13 protein-coding genes are annotated in these 14,393 nt (G+C 67.3%); 8 read left to right on the forward strand and 5 right to left on the reverse strand.

Annotation, left to right across the window (positions count from 1 at the left end; genetic code table 11):
- Positions 1 to 4: 4 nt before the first annotated feature.
- The 4 genes from ACE3P0_RS15770 (at position 5) to ACE3P0_RS15785 (ending at position 4,251) form a co-directional block, all read left to right on the forward strand.
- Positions 5 to 775, forward strand: a complete 771-nt coding sequence (locus tag ACE3P0_RS15770; protein WP_374403674.1) for a phosphoadenylyl-sulfate reductase — start codon at positions 5 to 7, stop codon at positions 773 to 775.
- 30 nt (positions 776 to 805) lie between these two features.
- On the forward strand, positions 806 to 1,720 hold the full coding sequence (cysD, locus tag ACE3P0_RS15775) for a sulfate adenylyltransferase subunit CysD (protein ID WP_172196734.1): 915 nt from the start codon (positions 806 to 808) through the stop codon (positions 1,718 to 1,720).
- A gap of 152 nt (positions 1,721 to 1,872) precedes the next feature.
- Positions 1,873 to 3,168 (forward strand): sulfate adenylyltransferase subunit 1, encoded by a 1,296-nt coding sequence (locus ACE3P0_RS15780; RefSeq protein WP_374403675.1) that lies wholly within the window; start codon positions 1,873 to 1,875, stop codon positions 3,166 to 3,168.
- Positions 3,169 to 3,354: 186 nt separating this feature from the next.
- Positions 3,355 to 4,251 (forward strand): substrate-binding periplasmic protein, encoded by an 897-nt coding sequence (locus ACE3P0_RS15785; protein WP_374403676.1) that lies wholly within the window; start codon positions 3,355 to 3,357, stop codon positions 4,249 to 4,251.
- 31 nt (positions 4,252 to 4,282) lie between these two features.
- Here the strand turns inward: ACE3P0_RS15785 and ACE3P0_RS15790 are convergent, their stop codons facing one another.
- The 5 genes from ACE3P0_RS15790 to ACE3P0_RS15810 form a co-directional block, all read right to left on the reverse strand.
- Entirely contained in the window at positions 4,283 to 5,065 is a 783-nt protein-coding gene (locus ACE3P0_RS15790; protein ID WP_374403677.1) for a substrate-binding periplasmic protein, read from the reverse strand.
- A gap of 31 nt (positions 5,066 to 5,096) precedes the next feature.
- Positions 5,097 to 5,978, reverse strand: coding sequence for a lysostaphin resistance A-like protein (locus tag ACE3P0_RS15795; protein WP_374403678.1), 882 nt, complete (start codon positions 5,976 to 5,978; stop codon positions 5,097 to 5,099).
- Entirely contained in the window at positions 5,975 to 6,631 is a 657-nt protein-coding gene (locus ACE3P0_RS15800; protein WP_374403679.1) for an HAD family hydrolase, read from the reverse strand. Before ACE3P0_RS15800 ends, ACE3P0_RS15795 begins: the two co-directional genes overlap by 4 nt.
- 2 nt (positions 6,632 to 6,633) lie before the next feature.
- Complete coding sequence (locus ACE3P0_RS15805) at positions 6,634 to 7,932, reverse strand: tryptophan--tRNA ligase (protein WP_374403680.1); 1,299 nt, start codon at positions 7,930 to 7,932, stop codon at positions 6,634 to 6,636.
- Between the two features lie 101 nt (positions 7,933 to 8,033).
- The gene (locus ACE3P0_RS15810) at positions 8,034 to 8,786 is read right to left on the reverse strand and encodes a class I SAM-dependent methyltransferase (RefSeq protein ID WP_374403682.1); all 753 of its coding nucleotides are present in this window, start codon (positions 8,784 to 8,786) and stop codon (positions 8,034 to 8,036) included.
- Positions 8,787 to 8,855: 69 nt separating this feature from the next.
- Between ACE3P0_RS15810 and ACE3P0_RS15815 the strand changes: the two genes are divergently transcribed.
- The 4 genes from ACE3P0_RS15815 (at position 8,856) to ACE3P0_RS15830 (ending at position 14,322) form a co-directional block, all read left to right on the forward strand.
- A complete protein-coding gene (locus ACE3P0_RS15815) occupies positions 8,856 to 9,293 on the forward strand; it encodes an FKBP-type peptidyl-prolyl cis-trans isomerase (protein WP_374403683.1) in 438 nt (145 codons plus the stop codon).
- Positions 9,294 to 9,471: 178 nt separating this feature from the next.
- A complete protein-coding gene (locus ACE3P0_RS15820; protein ID WP_374403684.1) occupies positions 9,472 to 10,449 on the forward strand; it encodes an HlyD family secretion protein in 978 nt (325 codons plus the stop codon).
- A gap of 13 nt (positions 10,450 to 10,462) precedes the next feature.
- Entirely contained in the window at positions 10,463 to 13,192 is a 2,730-nt protein-coding gene (rbbA, locus tag ACE3P0_RS15825; RefSeq protein ID WP_374403685.1) for a ribosome-associated ATPase/putative transporter RbbA, read from the forward strand.
- On the forward strand, positions 13,189 to 14,322 hold the full coding sequence (locus ACE3P0_RS15830) for an ABC transporter permease (protein ID WP_374403702.1): 1,134 nt from the start codon (positions 13,189 to 13,191) through the stop codon (positions 14,320 to 14,322). The genes rbbA and ACE3P0_RS15830 overlap by 4 nt, the downstream gene beginning before the upstream one ends.
- The last annotated feature ends 71 nt before the right edge of the window (positions 14,323 to 14,393 follow it).

A 14,393-nucleotide genomic window follows, 5' to 3' on the forward strand; every position in this document is an offset into this window, starting at 1 on the left:
AGTGATGAGCGAGAGCGTTTCCTTCCTCAAGCCGCGCGCAAAGAACCGGGCAACCTCGCCGGCCCTGACCGACGAGCTGCGCACCACGGTCGCGGTGAAGCGCGCCCGTACGCTGGAACTGCTGCATGCGGCGATCGAGGAATTCGGTGCCGCCGGTGAAGTCACCTTCGCCAACAGCTTCGGCGCCGAGGACATGGTGCTGACGGACCTGATCCTCGCTGAGCGCCTGCCGATCGAGATTTTCTCACTCGACACCGGCCGCCTGCCGGCGGAGACCTATACCCTGATGGGCGAGGTGGAGAAGCGCTACAGCACGAAGCTGAAAGTCTTCTTCCCGGACGCGACGGCTGTCGAGCAGTACGTGCGCACCGAAGGCATCAACGCCTTCTACGACTCAGTCGAGCTACGCAAGGCGTGCTGCGGCATCCGCAAGGTCGAACCGCTGCGTCGCGCGCTGGCCGGCAAGCGCGCCTGGATCACCGGCCTGCGCGCCGCGCAGAGCACCACCCGCACCGAGCTCGCACCGCGCGAATTCGATGCAGGCAACGGGCTGGCGAAGTTCAACCCGCTGTTCGACTGGAGCGAGCAAGAAGTGTGGGCCTACATCCGCATCCACGACCTGCCCTACAACGCGCTGCACGACCAGTTCTACCCCAGCATCGGCTGCGCGCCCTGCACCCGCTCAATCGCTGTCGGCGAGGATGTGCGCGCAGGGCGCTGGTGGTGGGAGAATCCCGAGTCCAAAGAGTGCGGCCTGCACGTGAAGAAATCCTGAGCGCCCGTCGCTCACGCTGAAAGCAAACGAATGAGTACGCTGACCAAACAAACGCTGTCGCACCTCGACTGGCTCGAAGCCGAAGCCATCCACATCATGCGCGAGGTCGCAGGCCAGTGCGAACGCCCGGTGCTGCTGTTCTCGGGCGGCAAGGATTCGATCTGCCTGCTGCGCATCGCCGAGAAGGCTTTCCGCCCCGGCCGCTTCCCCTTCCCGCTGATGCACATCGACACCGGCCACAACTACAAGGAAGTCACCGACTTCCGCGACAAGCGTGCGGCCGAACTCGGCGAACGCCTGATCGTGCGCTCGGTGGAAGACTCGATGAAGCGCGGCTCGGTGGTGTTGAAATCCGCCGATGAATCGCGCAACAAGCATCAGTCGGTGACCTTGCTCGAAGCAATCGCCGAGTTCGAATTCGACGCCTGCATCGGTGGCGCACGTCGTGACGAAGAAAAGGCCCGCGCGAAAGAACGCGTGATGAGCTTCCGCGACGAGTTCGGCCAGTGGGACCCGAAGAACCAGCGGCCGGAACTGTGGAACCTCTACAACGCCCGTGCCTTTAAGGGTGAGAACATCCGCGCGTTCCCGATCAGCAACTGGACGGAAATGGACGTATGGCAGTACATCGAGCGCGAGAAGCTCGAACTGCCCTCGATCTACTTCGCCCACACCCGCCCGGTGGTGCGCAAGGGCACCCTGCTGCAGCCGGTGACCGAGCTGACGCCGGCCAAGCCGGGCGATGTGGTGGAAGAGGTGATGGTGCGCTTCCGCACCGTTGGCGACATCACCTGCACCGCGCCGGTCGAGTCGACCGCGAGCACAGTCGAGCAGATCGTCGTCGAGACCGCCACCACCACGATCACCGAGCGCGGCGCGACGCGACTGGACGACCAGACCTCGGAAGCGTCGATGGAGCAACGAAAAAAAGAAGGCTACTTCTGAAAGAACACGCATAGATCTACTGCGCGACCTCATCCCGGGGCCTGTGATGCTCGCCGTACTGCATGTACGGCTGCGCCTCTCGACCCCGGCCTGACCCCGCTCGCTACGATCTCTGCGCGTCCTTTTGTAGGACTTAACGAAAGAACCTAGAGATGTCCGCGATGGAACACCTTCCGACCCAAGAAAACGGCCTGCTGCGCTTCATGACCTGCGGCAGCGTCGATGACGGCAAGAGCACGCTGATCGGCCGCCTGCTGTACGACACCAAGGCGATCCTCGCCGATGCGCTCACCGCAATCGAGAAGACCTCGAAGAAGCGCGGCCACGAAGTGGTCGACCTGTCGCTGCTGACCGACGGCCTGCAGGCCGAGCGCGAACAGGGCATCACGATCGACGTCGCCTACCGCTACTTCGCCACCGGCACGCGCAAGTACATCATTGCTGACGCACCGGGCCACGAGCAGTACACCCGCAACATGGTCACCGCGGCCTCCACCGCGAACCTCGCGATCATCATGATCGACGCGCGCAAGGGCGTGCTGGCGCAGACCCGCCGCCACAGCTACATCACGCACCTTGTGGGTATTCCGCACCTGGTCGTGGCGGTGAACAAGATGGATCTGGTCGACTACGACCAGGCCACGTACGAGCGCATCTGCGCCGAGTACCGCGCCTTCGCCGACAAGATGGGGCTTACCGCCCAGGGCTTTGATGTGCGTTTCATCCCGGTGTCCGCACTGGCTGGCGACAACATCGTCGACCGCAGCGAAGCGATGCCCTGGTACGAAGGCCCGACCCTGCTCGACATCCTCGAAACCGCGCCGCCCGCCGGCACGCACGAGCGCAGCGAATCCTTCCGCTTCCCGGTGCAGTACGTGATCCGCCCGCAAGCCTCGGACGACCCCGAACTGCACGACTACCGCGGCTTTGCCGGGCGTGTCGAATCGGGCACCGTGCAGGCGGGTGACGCCGTCACGGTGCTGCCCTCGGGCATCGAATCGCGCGTCAAGGCGGTGCATATCGGCGGCGAGCCGATCGACGTCGGCCACACCGAACAGTCCGTGACCCTGCTGCTGGAAGACGAGGTCGATATCTCGCGTGGTGACATGATCGTCAAGTCCGGCAAGGTGCCGGAAGCGAAGAAGGAATTGCGCGCGATGCTGTGCTGGCTGTCGGAAACGCCGCTGTCGCCGGCCCGCACCTACCTGATCCGCCACACCTCGCGCACCGTGAAGGCCAAGCTCTCGGGCATCGCCTACAAGGTCGACATCAACTCGCAAGCGCATGTCGATGCGACGCAACTGGCGGTGAACGACATCGCCGAGGTCGGCTTCAAGCTCGCGCAGCCGATCTTCGCCGACCCCTACACCAGCAACCGCGAAACCGGCGCCTTCATCGTCGTCGATGAGTCGACCAACAACACGGTCGGCGCGGGCATGGTGCTGTAAAGAAGCCTTGCCGCAAGAACAGGGCAACCCAGACGGGTTGCCCATTTTTTGGCTCGCGGGTGGATCCGCGCGCTGCTCGCAAATACAGCCGCGCTCGCCGATGAGGTCGCCCCCACCCGGTGCACCGCGGCGCCCCGTCCGGTCATAATCGCGCTCAGCCCACACGCCAAACGGGAACACCGCAACATGCTGCATCGCGTGTTACTGCTCTTAGCCGCGCTGTTCGCCATGCCAGCCGTCGCTGGCGACATCCGCTTCCCGGGCGGCGATACGCCGGAGGACAAGCGCTGGGATTTCGTACTCGAGATCCTCGCCCTGTCGCTGCAGAAAGCCCCTGCAGGCGACACGCCAGATCGCATCGTGCGGCTGCCGGCGCAGATGCAGGCGCGGCGGATTGCGGAACTGAGCAGCGGTCATCTGGACGTTGCGGTCGCCATCGGCAGCCGCGATCTGGTGCGCCAGCCGGTGATCTTCATTCCATTGCCGCTGCAACGCGGCCTGCTCGGCTGGCGCCTGTTGCTTGCAAACGCTGAGGGGGCGCGAAAGCTCGCTCATGTGCAGTCGCTCGACGACCTGCGCCCGCTGCGGATGGGCTTCGTCCGCACGTTTGCCGACTATCCGGTGATGCTGGCCAATCAGCTCAGGGTGGTCGACGGCGCGGACTACCAAGGCATGTTCAAGATGCTCAAGGCAGGCCGCATGGACTACCTCTCGCGCGGCGTCGGCGAGATCTTCGCCGAGCACGAGGCCTTGCGTGAGCGCGGCAACAGCACGCTGGTGATCGAGCCGCGGCTGGCACTGCACTACCGCGCCGACTGGTTCTTCGTCGTCAACCCCGCTCGGCGTGATCTGGCCGAACGCATCACCCGCGGGTTGGAGCAAGCGCGGCGCGACGGCAGCTACGAGCGTGTCTTCCAGCAGCATTTCGCGCCCGTGCTCGCGCAAGCACGGCTTGATCAGCGGCGGATCATCGAACTCGCCAATCCCGACTTTCCGGAGCTGGACAACCAGATCCCGAGCAACTGGTGGTGGATGCCGGAGCGCGGCAGAAGCAGCGCGGGCGAAGCACAGAAACCGCACTGAGCGGGGTGCCGCCGCCGGCACCCGCAACGCATCACGGCACCAACGTAGCCTTGCCCGCGTGCCGCGCCAGCAGGGCGTCCACTTCCCCGCTGCGCACCATGGCTTCCAGCGCTCTTCGGATCAGGGTTCGATCACGCGGCGACACCCGCGCGTGCAGCATCGACCAACCGATACGATAGGGCTGCGCCTTGAAAGGCAAGCCGAGCGCGTTGTCGCCCAAACCCGCCGACTCGACGGAGCGGCGATAGTAAAGCGGCGTACCGAAGAAGCCTGCGATGCGCCCGGCGTTGAGCTTGCGGACAAGTGTGTCCATGTCTTCCGAGACATCGATGCGGGCAGGATCCAGCTCCTCGAAATAAGCGCGCACCTCAGGCGGCTCAGCCCCGCGGCGCATGCGCCCGACCAAGCCGTCAGGCTGGCTTGCTGCCGCCTCGACGGTGGTAATACCTCTGCGGCGATCGACGACGAACTCGACCGGAAGTTGCGCTACCGGAACAAACTCGCGATCGGCCGGCGCGTCGCGACCTCGACTGACATTGCCAAGCACGTCGGCCTCGCCCGCCTCCGCCAGTGCGATCAAACGCTCGGGCGGCACCAGTTCGACGCGCATGACACAAGCGCTGCGCTTCGCCACCGCCGCGGTCAGTTCGGGCAGGAAACCGGCGGGCTGTCCGGCGCGCTCATACAGGTTGGCGCCACCCTGCGAGCCGAGCACAACATAGGGACGCTCGCAGCCCGCAATGGCCGACGTCGCTGCGCACGCCAGCAGCGCAGCCTTGGTCAGACGAAGCAGTGATCGCAGGGTTCGCGGCATCGCAGCGCGCCAGCAGCTCGGATGCGTGAGGCTAGCGCTGCAGGTACGGATAGGTAAAGCCCGCGAAATGCACGAGGTTGACCAGGAAGTGCGTCAGGATCGCCGCCTCGATCCGGCCATGGCGTGCGAACGCCCAGCCGTAGCCGATGCCCGCCAGTGTGGCGATCGCGGCATACAGCGGGCCACCCCCCAGATGTGCGGCGCCGAACAACATGGCGCTCAGGAGCACAGCCAGCAGCGGGCCGCCCCGATACCGCGCCAGCCCCAGTTGCAGGCGTGCCTGAATCAAGCCGCGGAAGAACACCTCCTCCGCGACGCAGGTGAACAGCAGATTGCCGATCAGGAATGGCGCCGACACATCCGGCCAGCCCGCTGTCCATCGCGGGTCCCAGCGCACCAGGCCGGCGGCGAGGCTGGCACCAACGACGCAGAGCACCGTCAAAGGCGAGGCGCGCAGCAGCGAGCGCCCCACCTCGCACCATTCAGCGCGGGACATCGCGAGTGGGCAAAGGTTCAGCAACAGCAAGCCGGCAAGCCCCTTGTCGAGGCTCATCCACACCGAAAAGGGCGCAGCGCCCGCGGCCACCTGCAGATTGCGTGCAAGCACCGGGTTCGCGACGCCGGGAACCGCATGCAGGGCCAGCGCCAATGCGAGCAGACCCGCGAGTGTCGTCAGCAGCGCCCGCCAGGGTGTCCGCTGCATCCGATGCACCGCGAACACTGAGGTCGCCAGCGCGGCGACGACCAGTACCGCCGCACCGCCGAAGACCCCGCTCACAACACCACAGGCCACCGCGGCGCCGGCTAGCCACGGCCAGACCGGCCATCGCCGCGCATACGGCGGGCACCATGCAGCCAGCACGGCAAGGCCAAGCAGTGCGGCCGTCAACATCGGGCCAGAGGCGGCGATCAAGCCACGGCGCCGGCCAGCAGCGCCGGCAGTTCGCGCATGTCGCCGAACGCGGTGGCGCCCAGCGCGGACACCCGCTCTGCAGGTGTGAAGCGGGCGAATCCCAGCACCCGCATGCCGGCGGAACGCGCCGCGCGGATGCCGTTCTCGCTGTCTTCGATCACGACGCAATCCTCGGGCGCATGACCCATCGTGTGCGCCGCGTGCAGGTAGACGTCCGGCGCCGGCTTCGGATTCGCCACATCCTCCGCGGCGCTGAAGCAATGCAGGAAGCGCCCTACGAATCCGAGGTGCTGCAGGCGCAACTGAATTTCCGCGTGACGGCTGTTCGACGCGAGACACACCGGCACGCCCTCGCGCGCAAGCTGATCCAGCACCGCCGCGACGCCGGGGATTGCGTCCGCCTCGCCGACCGACGCGTCGATCGCCGCATCCACCTGCGCAACGAAATCCGCCGGCGGCGTCCAGTGATGACGTGCCGAAAGCACCGCGACGCGATGCCGCAAGGCGGCGCCGTTGAACTCACGCAGCGAAGCCTCCGCATCGAGCGTCAGGCCGTGCGCCGCGGCGTATTCGATCAGCTTGCGGTTGGCGAGTGGCTCGCTATCGACCAGCACGCCGTCGCAGTCGAAGATCACCAGCTTCGGCGCAGCCATGCTCATTCCTCGGCGAAGCTCGCGAGCGCTGCGGCGATCTCGTCGGCGGTCACGCCTTCGGCCGCCTGCACCGGCGCACCGGCCAGCGCCGCAGCGCCTTCGTTCTTCAAGCGCCCGACCCACTGGCCGGCATCGCGACCACCGTCGAAGCCCTCGCTCTGCAGCAGCAGACGGCCTTGCGGATCGGTCAGCTTGAAGTAGAAGCGACCGTCGGCCTCGCGGTATTGCTTGAACACCGGCTTGGCGGCGGCCTTGGCGGTTTCGGCCGCCTTGGCCGTCGGCGCGGCGATCATCGGGCGCAGGCCAACCGCCTGGCGCAACTCGGCGAGCAGCGGCGTTGCCAGCGCGCGCGCCTTGCGTGCGCCTTCCTGCAGCGCCGCTTCGATCTTGGCCGGGTGTGCGACGAGTTCTTCGTAGCGCGCACGCATCGGCGCGATCTCGCGTTCGAGCTGCTCGACCAGGCGCTGCTTGGCGTCGCCCCAGCCGAGACCCGCACGCAGGTCGGCACGGAAGGCCTCGCGTTCGGCCGGCGTCGCGAAGGCGTCGAACAGCGCGGTGAGGCTGGTGCTGTCCGGGTCCTTCGGTTCGCCCGGCAGACGGGAATCGGTCACGATGCGCGCGATCGCCTCACGCAGCCCCTTTGCGCCACCTTCGAACAGCGGCACGGTGTTGTCGTAGCTCTTCGACATCTTGCGGCCATCCAGGCCCGGCAGCGTCGCCACCGCCTCGTCCACCGCCGCTTCGGGCAGTACGAAGAACTGGCGCCCCTTGCCGAACAGATGGTTGAAGCGCTGCGCCACGTCGCGCGCCATCTCGATGTGCTGCACCTGATCTCGGCCCACCGGTACCTTGTTGGCATTGAAGATCAGGATGTCCGCCGCCATCAGGATCGGGTAGCTGAACAAGCCCATCGTCACGCCATCGTCCGGCTCGTTACCGGCCAGCTCGTTCTGATCCACCGAGGCCTTGTAGGCGTGCGCGCGGTTCATCAGGCCCTTGGCGGTCACGCAGGTAAGCAGCCAGGTCAGCTCGGGGATCTCGGGGATGTCGCTTTGGCGGTAAAACACCACGCGCGAGGTATCGAGGCCGGCTGCGAGCCAGGTTGCCGCAATCGCCAGGCGCGAACGCTCGATGCGGTCCGGGTCGTCGCACTTGATCAGCGCGTGGTAGTCAGCGAGGAAGAAGAAACTCTCGGTGTCGGGCTGCTGGCTCGCGAGGATCGCCGGGCGGATCGCGCCGACGTAGTTGCCGAGATGGGGAATGCCGGTCGTGGTAATGCCGGTCAGGACACGCAGACTCATCGATGCCGCCTTGGGGAAAATTCGGACACAAAGGCGGGAGTCTACCGAAGCGCGGCCGCGAGTACGAATCGCGAGCACTGGGGCGCGGCTATCACGGGCAGTCAGCGCAGTTTACGGACCGCCCGCAGGTGGAAGCTGAATTCGAGTGCCTGCACGGTGCTGGGCGGGCCACCCCAAACCGGAAGCAGCGCTTCGGCCGCCTCACGCAACAAGCCGTCGCCGTGTGCCTCGGCATGCAACCGAACCGCTGACCAGGATTTGAGATAGGCGATCACACCGGCCAGATCGGCCAGCACCGGCATGCGGATGCATGGCACATCGATATCCGGGTATGGCAAAGGCACCGCCCGATAGCCGCCCCACAACAACTGGTTCTGCGGCGCCCAGTAGGCCGCGATCGGGTCGAGCACGGCACGGCGCAGCGCCGCATCGAACGCCGGATTCAGCGAAAAACCGCCATAACCCCACGCCGCAAACAGGCCGCCCGGTTTGAGCACGCGATCCAGCTCCGGGCCAAAACGGTCCATGTCGAACCAGTGCAGCGCCTGCGCGACGCAGACCGCGTCGAAGGTTTCGTCCGGGAAATCGGTCGCCTCGGCCGCCATGGCCCGGTAGCGCACCTTTGGATGCGGCTTGGCATGGGCGATCTGCGCAGCGGACAAGTCCGTCGCCTCGACCCATTCAAAGTGCCGTGCCAGCGCCACCGCCGCCTGGCCGTTGCCGGTGCCGCAATCCCACGCGCATCCGCGCGCCGGTGCGGCGTCGGCGATCCACTCGAAAAGCGCCGCCGGGTAGCCGGGACGCACCGCGGCGTAATGCGCGGGGTCGGCGGAGAACAGGTCGATTGCCATCATCAGGCTCCTCGTAGCGGCGGGCGCGATGCGCTTGTCGTATGCTTCGGCGCTCAACCTTCGGAGGATACTGTGAAGTCCATCATCACCCTGCTTGCCGCCCTCGCGATCAGCCCCGCCTTTGCTCAGGATGCCGGCGCCGAACTCGCCGCCCGCACCGCCAAGGAAACCGGCGCCGTGACCACGCCCTCGGGCCTCGTCTTCGTCTCGCTGAAGGACGGCACCGGTGCGCAACCGAAGGTCACCGACAAGGTGCGGGTGCACTACCGCGGCACGCTGCCGGACGGCAAGGAGTTCGACAGCTCGTACGCGCGCAACGAGCCGGCCGAATTCCCGCTGACCCGCGTGATCCCGTGCTGGACCGAGGGCGTGCAGAAGATCAAGGTCGGCGGCAAGGCCAAGCTGGTTTGCCCGCCGAGCATCGCTTACGGCCAGCGCGGCGCCGGCGGCGTGATTCCGCCGAACGCCACGCTGCAGTTCGAAGTCGAACTGCTCGCCATCGTCAAATAAGTCAACGCGGCAAAGCCCCGCCACCCGTGCGGGGCCGCCGGGGCAAATTCCCAGATAACTGCCAAGACAGGCGAGCTTGATCTAGCTCAAAAAACGGTGCGCCAAGAGGCGTCCAATAGGTCCATGGATTCTTGCCGGCTCCGGCATGGAGCGGGCACTCCGGAAAGGAGAATCCGCCATGGTCGCACCGCTTGTCCGCCGCAGCGCACTCCTCGCGCTACTCGCCCTGATCGCCACCGGCGCCTGGTTCGGCTGGCGCCAGCTGCAACCCCCGCCTGATCCTAGCGGCTTCACGTCCGGCAACGGCCGCCTCGAAGCCACCGAAGTCGATGTCGCCACCCGTATCGCCGGTCGCCTCGCAACGCTCACTCCGCGCGAAGGCGACGATGTGCAAAAAGGCGCCGAACTCGGGCGCGTCGACGCCGACGAGATCGCCGCCCAGTTGAGCGAAGCGCAGGCCGGTGTTGCGCGGGCGAAACAAACCGCCGCCGAAGCGCGGGCGGGTGTCGCGCAGGCTCAGGCCAGCCGGCAGCTCGCTGCCGTCACACTGGGCCGCACCGAACAGCTGATCACCCGCAACTTCCTTTCCGCCGCGCAGCGCGACCGCGACCGCGCCACGCTCGATACCGCCGATGCGGCGTTGCTCGCCGCACGCCAGCGTGTCGCCGAAGCGGAGTCGGCCGTTGCCGCCGCCGAAGCGGTCGTGACGCGCGTGCATCACACGCTGGCCGACATGACGCTGACCGCCCCGATCAGCGGACGGGTGCTGTACCGGCTGGCCGAACCCGGCGAGGTGTTGGCGGCTGGCGGCAAGGCGCTGACCCTGCTCGACCTGGACGACGTGTTCATGTCGATCTACCTGCCCGAACGCCTGGCCGGCGCGGTGCCGCTCGGCGGCGAGGCGCGCATCCGGCTCGATGCCGGCGGCGACTGGATTCCCGCGCGGGTGAGCTATGTCGCGCCGCGCGCACAATTCACGCCACGCGAGGTCGAAACGCGCACCGAACGGGAGAAGCTGATGTTCCGCGTCAAGGTGCGGGTGGATACGGCCTGGCTGGCGCACCACCGGCTCGACGCCAAGCCGGGCATGCCCGGCGTTGCCTGGATCCGGCTCGACCCGCAGGCCGCGTGGCCAGCGAACCTGCCGCAACACTGAGCGGAGTCGGAGCATGGGCACGCCAGAACGCGTCGCCCGCCTTGCGGGCGTCAGCCACCACTACCGCGACAGCGTCGCGCTGGACGGCATCGACATCACGCTGCCCGCCGGCTGCATGGTCGGTTTCATCGGGCCGGACGGGGTCGGCAAGTCGAGCGTGCTGGCGCTGATTGCCGGCGCACGCAGGATCCAGCACGGCACGGTGGCAGTGCTGGGCGCGGACATGCGGAACGCCGGCGCACGCGCGGCGGTGCAACCGCGTATCGCCTACATGCCGCAGGGCCTGGGCCGCAACCTCTACCCCACGCTGTCGGTGTTCGAGAACGTGGACTTCTTCGGCCGCCTGTTCGGCCAGCCGCGCGCCGAGCGCGAGGCGCGCATCGCCGACCTGCTCGCGGCCACCGGACTCGCGCCCTTCCGCGACCGCCCGGCGGCGAAACTCTCAGGCGGCATGAAGCAGAAGCTCGGGCTTTGCTGCGCGCTGATCCACGACCCGGATCTCCTGATCCTCGACGAGCCCACCACCGGCGTCGATCCGCTCTCGCGCCGCCAGTTCTGGGAGTTGATCGCGCGCATCCGCGGCCGCCACCCCGGCATGAGCGTACTGGTCGCCACCGCCTACATGGAAGAGGCCGAGCGCTTCGACCATCTCATCGCGATGGACGCCGGCCGCGTTATCGGCGAAGGCTCACCGGCCGCGCTGCGCGAAGCGACCGGGCGCGGCACGCTCGAAGAGGTCTTCATCGCGCTGCTGCCCGAGGCGCGCCGCAGCCAGCACCGCGCGCTGACGATTCCGCCGCGCACGGCCGGCGCGGCCGAAGTGGCGATTGCCGCGCAGGGCCTGACGCAGCGCTTCGGCGACTTCACCGCGGTGGACCATGTGAGCTTCGAGATCGGGCGCGGCGAGATCTTCGGCTTCCTCGGCTCCAACGGCTGCGGCAAGACCACGACGATGAAGATGCTGACCGGCCTGCTGCCGCCGAGCGAGGGGCTCGCCGAGCTCTTCGGCTGCGCGGTCGACGCCAGTGCGCTCGATACCCGCCGGCAGGTTGGCTACATGTCGCAGGCCTTCTCGCTCTACGGCGAGCTGACGGTGCGGCAGAACCTGCTGCTGCACGCGCAGCTCTTCCACCTGCCGGCCGCACGCATCGCACCGCGCATCGCCGAACTGGTCGAGCGCTTCGGGCTCGCGCCGCATCTGGACGCCACTGCCGACGCGCTGCCGCTGGGCATCCGCCAGCGGCTGTCGCTTGCGGTGGCGGTGGTGCATGAGCCGCAGCTCTTGATCCTCGACGAACCCACCTCGGGCGTGGACCCGATCGCGCGCGACGACTTCTGGCGCCTGCTGGTCGAGCTCTCGCGTGAGCAGGGCGTGACGATCTTCATCTCGACCCACTTCATGAACGAGGCCGAGCGCTGCGACCGCATCTCGCTGATGCACGCCGGCCGCGTGCTGGCGAGCGACACACCGGCCGCGCTCCGTGCCGCGCGCGGCGCCGACACACTCGAAGCCGCCTTCATCGGCTACCTCGAAGAAGCCTCCGGCGCCACCGACGCGCCGGCAACCGCAACTCCGCCCAGCGCCGCCCCCGCGCTGCCGCACCGCCCGCCGCCGCGCTTCTCGCTGCGCCGCCTGCTCGGCTACGCCTACCGCGAAACCCTGGAGCTACGCCGCGACCCGATCCGCCTGACGTTCGCGCTGCTCGGCTCGGTGCTGCTGATGTTCATCCTCGGCTATGGCATTTCGATGGATGTGCAGGACCTGCGCTTCGCGGTGCTCGACCGCGACCAGAGCCCGGAGAGCCGCGCCTACATCGAGAGCTTCGCCGGCAGCCGCTACTTCATCGCGCAGCCGCCGATTGCCGATGCCGCCGCACTCGACCGCCGCATGGCGAGCGGCGAGCTGGCGCTGGCGATCGAGATTCCGCCCGCCTACGGCCGCGACCTGCGCGCCAGCCGCACACCGACGCTGGCCTTTTACGTGGACGGCGCGATGCCCTTCCGCGGCGAGACGATCCGCGGCTACGCCGAAGGCGCGCACCAGACCTATCTGGCCGATCTCGTCGCACGCAAGACCGGCATCGTGCCCAGCGCGATGCCCGCCGACCTCGAAGTGCGCTATCGCTACAACCAGGACTTCAAGAGCCTCTACGCGATGGTGCCGGCGGTGATTCCGCTGCTGCTGGTGTTCGTGCCGGCGATCCTGATGGCGCTGGCGGTGGTGCGCGAGAAGGAGCTCGGCAGCATCACCAACCTCTACGTCACGCCGGTGACGCGGCTGGAATTCCTGCTCGGCAAGCAGCTGCCCTACATCGCCGTCGCGATGGTCAGCTTCGTCGGGCTCACGCTGCAGGCGGTGTGGGTGTTCGGCGTGCCGATCAAGGGCGACCTCGTCGCGCTGACATTCGGGGCGCTGCTCTACGTCACTGCCACTACCGGCATCGGGCTCTTGATGTCCACCTTCACCCGCACGCAGATCGCCGCGCTGGCCGCCACCGGGATCCTGACCATGCTGCCGACGGTGCAGTTCTCCGGCCTCACCGAGCCGGTCAGCTCGCTCGACGGCGTCGGCCCCTGGATCGGCCGCTTCTACCCGGCTACCTACTTCCTCATCATCAGCCGCGGCGTGTTCACCAAGGCGCTCGGCTTCGCAGAGCTGGCCGGCCAGTTCGCCGCACTGGCAGCCTTCATCCCGGTGCTGACGCTGTTGTGCTGGGCGTTGCTGGCCAAGCAGGAGCGCTGAGCATGAGAAGCCTCGCCAACATCTTCCGCCTCGGCCTGAAGGAGCTGCGCTGCCTGTTCGCCGACCGCGTGCTGCTGGTGCTGATCATCTGGGCCTTCTCGGGCGGCATCTACACCGCGGCGACAGGTATGTCGCGCGAGCTGCACAACGCGCCGATCGCGGTGGTCGACATGGATCGATCGCCGCTGTCGCAGCGCATCGCCGGCGCCTTCTACGCGCCCTACTTCCGCCCACCGCAGACCGCAACGCTGGCCGAGGCGGATGCCGGGCTGGACACCGGCCGCTTCTCCTTCGCGCTGGTGATTCCCGCCAACTTCCAGCGAGACCTTGCCGCCGGCCGGCGGCCCGAGCTACAGCTGGCGATCGACGCCACCAACATGGGGCAGAGCTTCATCGGTGCGAGCTACGTGCAGCACATCGTCGCCGGCGAGCTCAACGAGCTCCTCACCGGTACCCGCGTCACCAGCACAATGCCGATCCAGCTCGCCACCCGCGTGCGTTTCAACCCCAACCTCACCGGCTTCTGGTTCGGCGGCGTGATGGAGGTGATCAACAACATCACCCTGCTGTCCATCATCCTGGTCGGCGCGGCCTTCATCCGCGAGCGCGAGCACGGCACGCTGGAACACCTGCTGGTAATGCCGCTGACGCCCTTGCAGATCATGCTCGCCAAGGTCTGGGCCAACGCGCTGGTGGTGCTGGCGGCGGCGAGCTTCGGGCTGGTGGTGGTCGTGCAGGCGGTGATGCGGGTGCCAGTGGCGGGCTCGGTGCCGCTCTTCGTGCTCGGCGCCGCCTGCTTCCTGTTTGCTTCGGCCTCGATCGGTATCTGGCTCGGCACGGTGGCGCGCTCGATGCCGCAGCTGGGGCTGCTGATCATTCTCGTCGTGATCCCGCTGCAGCTGCTCTCGGGCGGCGTGACGCCGCGCGAGAGCATGCCGGCGCTGGTGCAGGCCATCATGCTCGGCGCGCCGACCACCTGGTTCGTGCGCTTCGCGCAGGCCATCCTCTACCGCGGCGCGGGCTTCGACGTGGTGTGGCCGGATTTCCTCGCGATCCTCGCAATCGGCGCGGTGTTCTTTGCCATCGCGCTGGTGCGCTTCCGCAAAGCCGTGACGCAGACTCAGCTCTAGTGCGCAACGCCTGCATTGCACTGCAACATCCAGACGCAATAATCTGCGGATTACAAACACTGAAGTTCTTC

The sequence above is a fragment of the Niveibacterium sp. genome (assembly GCF_041909475.1).
Taxonomy (GTDB): Bacteria; Pseudomonadota; Gammaproteobacteria; order Burkholderiales; family Rhodocyclaceae; genus Niveibacterium.

Bases quoted from the DNA above. Each gene is read 5' to 3' on its own strand.
- ACE3P0_RS15820 (WP_374403684.1), top strand. From the start codon at position 9,472: ATGGTCGCACCGCTTGTCCGCCGCAGCGCACTCCTCGCGCTACTCGCC.
- cysD (WP_172196734.1), top strand. From the start codon at position 806: ATGAGTACGCTGACCAAACAAACGCTGTCGCACCTCGACTGGCTCGAA.
- ACE3P0_RS15785 (WP_374403676.1), top strand. From the start codon at position 3,355: ATGCTGCATCGCGTGTTACTGCTCTTAGCCGCGCTGTTCGCCATGCCA.
- ACE3P0_RS15810 (WP_374403682.1), bottom strand. From the start codon at position 8,786: ATGATGGCAATCGACCTGTTCTCCGCCGACCCCGCGCATTACGCCGCG.
- ACE3P0_RS15805 (WP_374403680.1), bottom strand. From the start codon at position 7,932: ATGAGTCTGCGTGTCCTGACCGGCATTACCACGACCGGCATTCCCCAT.
- ACE3P0_RS15770 (WP_374403674.1), top strand. From the start codon at position 5: ATGAGCGAGAGCGTTTCCTTCCTCAAGCCGCGCGCAAAGAACCGGGCA.
- ACE3P0_RS15800 (WP_374403679.1), bottom strand. From the start codon at position 6,631: ATGGCTGCGCCGAAGCTGGTGATCTTCGACTGCGACGGCGTGCTGGTC.
- ACE3P0_RS15790 (WP_374403677.1), bottom strand. From the start codon at position 5,065: ATGCCGCGAACCCTGCGATCACTGCTTCGTCTGACCAAGGCTGCGCTG.
- rbbA (WP_374403685.1), top strand. From the start codon at position 10,463: ATGGGCACGCCAGAACGCGTCGCCCGCCTTGCGGGCGTCAGCCACCAC.
- ACE3P0_RS15780 (WP_374403675.1), top strand. From the start codon at position 1,873: ATGTCCGCGATGGAACACCTTCCGACCCAAGAAAACGGCCTGCTGCGC.